6 protein-coding genes and 1 pseudogene are annotated in these 7,087 nt (G+C 59.3%); all 7 read right to left on the reverse strand.

Annotation, left to right across the window (positions count from 1 at the left end; translation table 11 throughout):
- Positions 1 to 26 precede the first annotated feature (26 nt).
- Positions 27 to 1,142 carry an ABC transporter permease gene (locus AC1DPR_RS25340; protein WP_477817405.1) on the reverse strand — a complete coding sequence of 372 codons (1,116 nt, stop codon included), beginning with the start codon at positions 1,140 to 1,142 and terminating at the stop codon, positions 27 to 29.
- Positions 1,142 to 2,281 carry an ABC transporter permease gene (locus AC1DPR_RS25345; RefSeq protein ID WP_477817406.1) on the reverse strand — a complete coding sequence of 380 codons (1,140 nt, stop codon included), beginning with the start codon at positions 2,279 to 2,281 and terminating at the stop codon, positions 1,142 to 1,144. Before AC1DPR_RS25345 ends, AC1DPR_RS25340 begins: the two co-directional genes overlap by 1 nt.
- Positions 2,278 to 4,038, reverse strand: a complete 1,761-nt coding sequence (locus AC1DPR_RS25350; protein ID WP_477817407.1) for an ATP-binding cassette domain-containing protein — start codon at positions 4,036 to 4,038, stop codon at positions 2,278 to 2,280. Before AC1DPR_RS25350 ends, AC1DPR_RS25345 begins: the two co-directional genes overlap by 4 nt.
- Positions 4,039 to 4,045: 7 nt before the next feature.
- Positions 4,046 to 5,050 carry an HlyD family secretion protein gene (locus AC1DPR_RS25355; RefSeq protein WP_477817408.1) on the reverse strand — a complete coding sequence of 335 codons (1,005 nt, stop codon included), beginning with the start codon at positions 5,048 to 5,050 and terminating at the stop codon, positions 4,046 to 4,048.
- Between the two features lie 161 nt (positions 5,051 to 5,211).
- Positions 5,212 to 6,072, reverse strand: coding sequence for an SDR family NAD(P)-dependent oxidoreductase (locus AC1DPR_RS25360; RefSeq protein ID WP_477817409.1), 861 nt, complete (start codon positions 6,070 to 6,072; stop codon positions 5,212 to 5,214).
- Positions 6,073 to 6,170: 98 nt separating this feature from the next.
- Positions 6,171 to 6,791, reverse strand: coding sequence for a TetR/AcrR family transcriptional regulator (locus AC1DPR_RS25365; protein WP_477817410.1), 621 nt, complete (start codon positions 6,789 to 6,791; stop codon positions 6,171 to 6,173).
- A gap of 207 nt (positions 6,792 to 6,998) precedes the next feature.
- A pseudogene (locus AC1DPR_RS25370) lies at positions 6,999 to 7,087 on the reverse strand (IS6 family transposase); the annotation flags it as partial.

The following is a 7,087-nucleotide window of genomic DNA, read 5'->3' on the forward strand; positions in this document are numbered from 1 at the left end:
CGCGTCGATAGCGAATATCGAGCCCTCTAGTTCAGTCGGCGCGTGAACATCCAGGCCGAGATTGGTAAGGTGACCGCGGCGATAATAAGCAGGGCCAACATGTCGGGGAGCATTTGGCTTACATGCGCGCCTTCGAGGTAAACGCGGCGGGTGATCGATATCGCGTATTTCAACGGATTGATCACGGTCGCGTATTGCAGCACCTTCGGCATGTTGTCCGTCGGCGACATCAATCCGGACAGCAGCATGAAGGGCATGAGGAAGAGGAAGCACAGGACCATTGCCTGCTGCATGTTTCCGGCGAGCGACGACAGGAACAGCCCAAATCCGATCGCGGCGGCCAGAAACAGAGCCAATCCTAGATAGAGCGCGGCAAACGATCCCGCGAAGGGAATCCGGAACCAGAACAGCGCGAGCAGCAGGACTACCGACGCCTGCACGATCCCGACGATCATCGATGGCACGGCCTTTCCGACCATGATCTCGGTCGCTGTGAAGGGCGCTACGAGGAGCTGGTCGAAGGTTCCTTCTTCGCGTTCGCGTGCCACCGACATCGCCGTCAGCAGCATCGTCATCATCATTGTTATGGTTCCGATCAGCGAGGGAACCATCGTCCAGCGAGTCTCTAGCTGCGCGTTGAACCAAGCGCGGGTGGTCACCTGAACCGCGCCGGGAGAGCCTTTTTGCGCCAGCCAATTTCGCGAGAAGTCTCCTATGATCGTGTTTGCATAACCTTGGGCGACGCCGCTGGTGTTCGAATTTCGGCCGTCGGCGATCACCTGGACGACCGAAGCTCCGCTGCTCTCAAGGTTTCGTTCGAAGTCCTGTCCGATGACGATGGTCAACACCACCTGTTTCTTGTCGAGCAAAGGGACCGCCTGGGCCGTCTGGGAGAGAGTCGCCTGGCGCTGGAAGACGCCGGAACCTTCCAGCTTTGCGACAAGGGCTCGCGACGTGGCGCTGTGATCCTGGTCGACCAGCGCATAGGGGACGGTGTCGAGATCGTAGCTGGCTGCGTAGCCGAAGATGAGGCACTGAAGGAGCGGCGGCAGGACTACGCTTGCGCGGCTTTTGGGGTCCTTCAGGATCACGAGGAGTTCCTTGCGGATGATGGTAAGGATTCGAAGCAGCGACGCCAGCATCATGCGATCCTTTTCGCGGTAAGTTTCACGGAGAGGCCAAGCAGCACGATAGCCATACCCGCGAGCACCGCGGCATTCGGTAGGATGACGCTCCAGATGTTTCCGGCGAGGAACAGAGTCTGGAGGAGCGTCACAAAGTAGCGCGCCGGAAAGATGTAGGTGATGACTTGGACGACGAACGGCATGCTGCGCGGATCGTACATGAAGCCAGACAGCATCATGGCCGGAAGAAAGGTTACGAAAAGGGTCACCTGGCTCGCGACGAACTGGCTCTTGGTCGCCGCGGAGATAACAAGGCCGAGGCCAAGGGCGACGAGCAGATAGAGCATTGAGACGATTGTGAGGATGGCCAGCGAGCCGCGAAATGGAACGCCGAACAGGAGCTTGCTCCCGACGACGCAGAGCGCCAGCCCCGCCAATCCCAGCAAGAAATAGGGGATTGTCTTGCCGARCAGGATTTCCACGGAGCGGACCGGGGTGACGAACAGCGCCTCGAAGGTTCCGCGTTCCCATTCGCGCGCCATTACGAGCGCAGTGAGCAATGCGCCAATCAGTGTCATCACAAGCACGATGAGGCCTGGCACCAGGAAATAGGTGCTGTCGTTCGCCTCGTTGAACCAGAGCCGGCTGACGATCGTGATCCCCGAAACCTGACCACCGCTCCGAGCCGCCTCCTTGGTCGCCCAGACGCCGACGGCGCCCTGTGCATACCCGAGCGAAATCCGCGCCGTATTCGAATCCGAGCCGTTGACGAGCAACTGGACCTCCGCGGTGCCGAGCTGGATCGAGCGCGCAAAGTCTCTGGGAATGCGAACGATCGCCCTGACATCGGCCGACATCAGCATTTTCTCGGCCTCCATCATCGTCTTAACCCGTCGGGGGGAAAAATAATCCGAGAGCTCGAAACTCGATGCCACGCCCCGCGCCGCCGCAGAATCGTCTTCGATGACGATCGCCACGGGAACATTCTTGATATCCAAGTTTATGCCGTATCCGAATAGCACTAGCAGAGCCACGGGCATGATGATGCCGATCGCGATACTGCTCGGATCGCGCAGAAGCTGCCAGCCTTCCTTACGTACCAACGCACGTATACGTCTTAGGGCCGAGCTAAGCCCACCTTGTCCCTGATCGCTCATGAGCCGCTCTCCTTGGATTTCTGCCGCTCCTTCTCCACGATCGCTATAAAGGCTTGCTCCATGGTCGGGGCTTCGTCTTCCGCACTTTTCGCACGAGCGCGGATTTCGAGAGGGGTGCCTTCTGCAAGGTTCTTGCCTGCGTCCAGAATGATGATCCGATCGCAGTACTCCGCTTCTTCCATGAAATGGGTCGTCACGATGACCGTGACACCCTGTTCTGAGAGTGTGGTGATCCGCCCCCAGAACTGCCGCCTCGCCAGCGGGTCGGCCCCGCTAGTCGCCTCGTCGAGGAACAGGATGTCGGGTTCGTGCAGCAGTGCTGCCGCAAGTGCGAGCCGCTGCTTGAAACCGCCGGGCAACTGTCCGCTCGGAAGGCCAGAGAATTGTCCAAGCTCGAACTGCGCCTTCAGGGTATTGATCCTGTCGCGCTTGGCGCGTCCCCGCAGTCCATACGCGCTGGAAAAGAATTCCAGGTTCTCATCGACAGTGAGTTGGGCGTAGAGGGAGAACTTCTGTGCAACATATCCGAGCCGCTGGCGTGCCTTCGCGCCCGCGGTCAAAAGGTTCGCGCCGGCTACCTGAAGCGTCCCGCCGCTCGCCGGAAGAAGGCCGCATAGCATTTTGAAGGTGGTGCTTTTGCCAGCGCCATTCGGGCCAAGAAGTCCGTACACCTCGCCCCGCTTCACCGCGAAGCTGACATGGTCCACAGCGGTAAAGTCGCCGAATGTCCGGACAAGGTCCCGGACTTCGACAATCGTTTCCTCGGAGAACCTGGGTCCGCTGGCATTCTGTGTCGGGCGCCGGGGTCGTTCGTCGCCGGCGGCATCGGCAAAGAGCATCATGAAAGCGTCCTCGAAACGAGGCTGCACCGCCTCGCTCTCGAGCTTCGTTCCCTCCACCTCGAGCGGTCGCTTGTCCTCTGCCGATTTGCGCACGACGCGAACGCGTCCGGCCTCCGGTACCGCGTCGACGACGCCTGGGAGAGAGAACAGTCGGGCTTGAAGGGATCGAGCCACCATGCCGTTCCTATCCCTCATCAGAAAACAGCAGCCGTTTGCCTTCTCAGTAATGTCCGTGGGTCGTCCTTCGGCGAGAACCTGGCCAGCATGCATCAATACGGCGTGTTCGCAGCGCTCTGCCTCGTCCAGATAGGATGTCGATACGATGACCGACAGTTCGTCTTCCTGGATGAGTTTATAAACGATCTCCCAAAGCTCCCTGCGAGATAGCGGATCGACGCCCACGGTTGGTTCGTCGAGGAGCAGCAGTTGCGGCGAGCGGACGAGCGTGCAGGCAAGCCCGAGCTTCTGTTTCATGCCGCCCGAAAGCTTGCCCGCCGGCCTTTCCTTGAACCGCCCGAGTTGGGTCATCTCAAACAGGCGTGGGTAGATTTCGTTTCTTTGTTTCTGTTCGATCCCATGCAGATCGGCGTAGAGATCGAGGTTCTCCTGAACGCTAAGGTCTTCGTAGAGACCGAAACGCTGAGGCATATAGCTGATCCTGTCCTGGACCTGCTGCGGCGACCGGACGACATCGATACCGATAACTTCGATGCTGCCGGCGTCTGGTGCGACCAGGCCGGCGGCCAATCGCAACAGCGTCGTTTTGCCCGCGCCGTCCGGGCCAACCAGGGCCGTCAGCTTTCCGCGCGCGACGTGAAGAGATATCCCGGCAAGGGCGTCGACCGGCTTGCCGGCATCGCGCTTGAAGGTCTTGCGTACGTCCTTGGCGACCAGCGCTGTCTCTTGGGCACTCATGGTCGACCTACTTCTGTGCTGTCGCCGCGCCGCCACTGCCGGGGTCCGGTCTTACGGTGGCTGGCATTCCGAGGCGCAGGACATTATCCGGATCGTCCACGTAAACGCGTACCTCGTAGACGAGACTGCTTCGAAGCTCCTCCGTCTGCACGGTCTTCGGCGTGAACTCGGATACCGAGGAGATGAAACCGATCCACCCCGGCATTGGCTTCCCCGGAAAGGAGTCGACGCTGACGGTGGCCTTCATCCCAGGGCGCAGCAGCCCGATTTGTGTCTCGGAGACATATGCGCGAACCCATTTTGGGCTAACGGTCGCGAGCGAAAACGCCGTGCGTGTCGGCGACGCCATCTCGCCCGGCTCGATCAGGCGCGATCGTACGATGGCCTCGACCGGGGCTATCAAGTCGGCTTCCGCAAGCTGTTGATGAAGGAGGGCGACGTTGGCGTCCGCCGCACGTAGCTGTGCCTCGGCTTCCTCGATGTCCTCGATGCGAGGACCTATCACAAGCAGGTCCAGTGCCTTCTGATTGACTTCTACCTTCGCTTCGGCCTGTTTGGATTCGGATGCCGCCATCTCGAGCGATCGCTGACTGGCGACGGCTCGAAGAGCAAGTGAGCTTTGGCGTTCATATTGCGCCCTGGCGTTCGCCGCCTCGACCTTTGCGGATTCGAGATTGGCGCGCGCCTGTGCAATATCCTCCGGGCGGCTGCCGTTCTTCAGCCGGGCAACGTTCGCGCGTTGACTTGCAGCCTGCGCTTCCGCCTGCGCCACCTGTGGACGGAGCCTGCTGGTATCAAGCCTGGCAAGCACCTGGTCCTTCTTGATCCGGTCGCCCTCCTCGACGAGGACTTCGGCGACACGTTCGCTGCCATTGAAGGCGATATCGACCTGCCGAAAATCAACGTTTCCGTAAAGACGGAGCTCGCCCGATCCGTTGCGGTTGTGGAGAAACCACCACGCAACACCTGCGATGGCGACAGCCAGTATGAGGATGATCACAATGCGCTTCATGGCTTCATTTATCTCCATGGGCTAATCGACTTCTTGGTCAAGGAGCTTCGGCACTTCTCTTGAGGAGGGACGAGACATGTTTTCCGCAACCACGGAGAAGAAGGCTAGCTTCCCATTCGAAAACGTCTCCGGAGTATTCTTGCTTCGAACAGGACCCAGGACTAGCGGAAGTAGTTGAGGAAATCGTCCCACAGATGTTCAGCTTTGTCCTTGGTCTCCAGCAGCTTGAGCATGTGGTGGGAACGCTCGTTGCCGAGATAGGGTGCTGAGGAAAACCATCCGCCATCGACCACGATGTCGGTCCCGGTGATATAGGAGGACTCGTCGCTGGCAAGGAACAAGGCAGTAAAGGCGATCTCCTCCGCCTTGCCGCTTCTGCGGAGCAGGATCGTCGTGTTCATCACCTTCGACTGCATTTTTTTTAAAAGCGGGTTTGAACTCATAGACGCTGTGAGGTCGGTCTCGATAAATCCGGGCTGGATGACGTTGCAGCGGATGCCCCAGTCGGCATAAATATATGCGGCCGACCGTGACAGTCCCTCAAGTGCCCACTTGGACGAAGAGTAGCCGGTGCTGAAGTTTCCGGCGATGCCAGCAACTGATCCGATGTTGACGATCGAGCCGCCGCCGGAGTCCTTGATCAGCGGAGCGCAGGTCTGGATTCCCCTCAGCGTACCCGTGACGTTAATCTCGAAAATCTTGTTCCATTCATCGATGTCGACCGTGGGGAGGCGAACAAGCGCATTGCTCCCGACGATGTTCATGAGCACGTGGAGCGCTCCTGCCTTGTCCTTTATTTCGGCTATGGCGGCGTCCCAGTGAGCTTGGTTCACTACGTCGAGCTCGACGAAATGCGCCTTCCCCCCCGCATCGTTGATCTCGGCTGCCAGGGCATCGCCGCGCTCCTCGCTGCGCCCGGCGATGAATACCGTCGCGCCTTCCTGTGCTAAGAGACGGGCGGATGCACGGCCCATGCCCCCATATCCCCCGGTGATCAAAGCCACCTTGTTCTCCCTCCTCATATGCACGCTCCTTCGTTCGGATTGCTCGAACTGACGCTGCCTCGTTATGCGGACTCGTGATGTGCTAGTATCCGGTAATCGACTTCCTTGTAGTCATGCTAGGATACCGCCAGCCCACGCAGAATTATCTCCGCGTGCTGAACGGCGAGCTGATCGAGATCGGGAGCAGTCGGCTTAGAACCGAACACCTCATGGAACAGAACGCCCATAGCGATCGGACCGAGGATCGAAAAGGCGTAGAGCTTCGGGTCACCTGGACGGATCTCGCCCCCCTCCTGCGCTCTGGTGATCATGCGAGCGACAAGATTGAGCATCCTTGCAGCCAGTTCGTCGTGCCAGACTGCCGCGAGGTCCGGAAATGCGCGGCTTTCCGTCAGGACCATGCGGGCCAATCCGGGAAGACGGGCGTCACCCAACCGGTGAGCGGCCCTCCCCAGCAACATCGGCACGAACTCGGCGAACGAACCCTGGAAGGCTGTCGCAGCATTCTCGACGTCCTGCAGATGGTTGACCAATACATGTTGAACCACCGCCCGGAACAGCGCTTCCTTGGTGTCGAAATACCGATAGAGCGTGCCCTTTACCACACCCGCGCGGCGAGCGACGTCGTCCAATTTGGCGTTGGCAAATCCGCTTTCGACGAATACGTCCATAGCGGCATTGATGATTTCTGCCGGTCGCGCGTCCTTGCGGCGCCTCCATTTCGGCTTATCGTCCAAGTGCGCCTCCAAATGACCTCAAAGTCATTTGGCGTGCGAGTTTGCCTTTTCAACCTTCGGATATCTCAAGAGCGAGTATTTATTCTTGCCGGACCGAAGGCAGCTTCTGACGCAAGCAACGTTGCCCAGCGAACCAGCAGTGCCAGCGGCATCGTAAACTTAACGGCAAAGTGGCCGCAGAACACAACGCCGGCTTATTTTTGTCTGTCATGCCCGAGCGATTTTCTTCCACAGGTCCATCGCTGCTGCACGCAGTTCGCGATGATGGCTGGAGGTGATGTCGTGGCGCGGGATGT

This window comes from Rhizobium sp. 01T417 (assembly GCF_056398905.1).

What these genes read in the sequence shown, in the direction of transcription:
- AC1DPR_RS25340 (WP_477817405.1), bottom strand. Translation starts at nt 1,142, where the DNA reads ATGCTGGCGTCGCTGCTTCGAATCCTTACCATCATCCGCAAGGAACTC.
- AC1DPR_RS25350 (WP_477817407.1), bottom strand. Translation starts at nt 4,038, where the DNA reads ATGAGTGCCCAAGAGACAGCGCTGGTCGCCAAGGACGTACGCAAGACC.
- AC1DPR_RS25355 (WP_477817408.1), bottom strand. Translation starts at nt 5,050, where the DNA reads ATGAAGCGCATTGTGATCATCCTCATACTGGCTGTCGCCATCGCAGGT.
- AC1DPR_RS25360 (WP_477817409.1), bottom strand. Translation starts at nt 6,072, where the DNA reads ATGAGGAGGGAGAACAAGGTGGCTTTGATCACCGGGGGATATGGGGGC.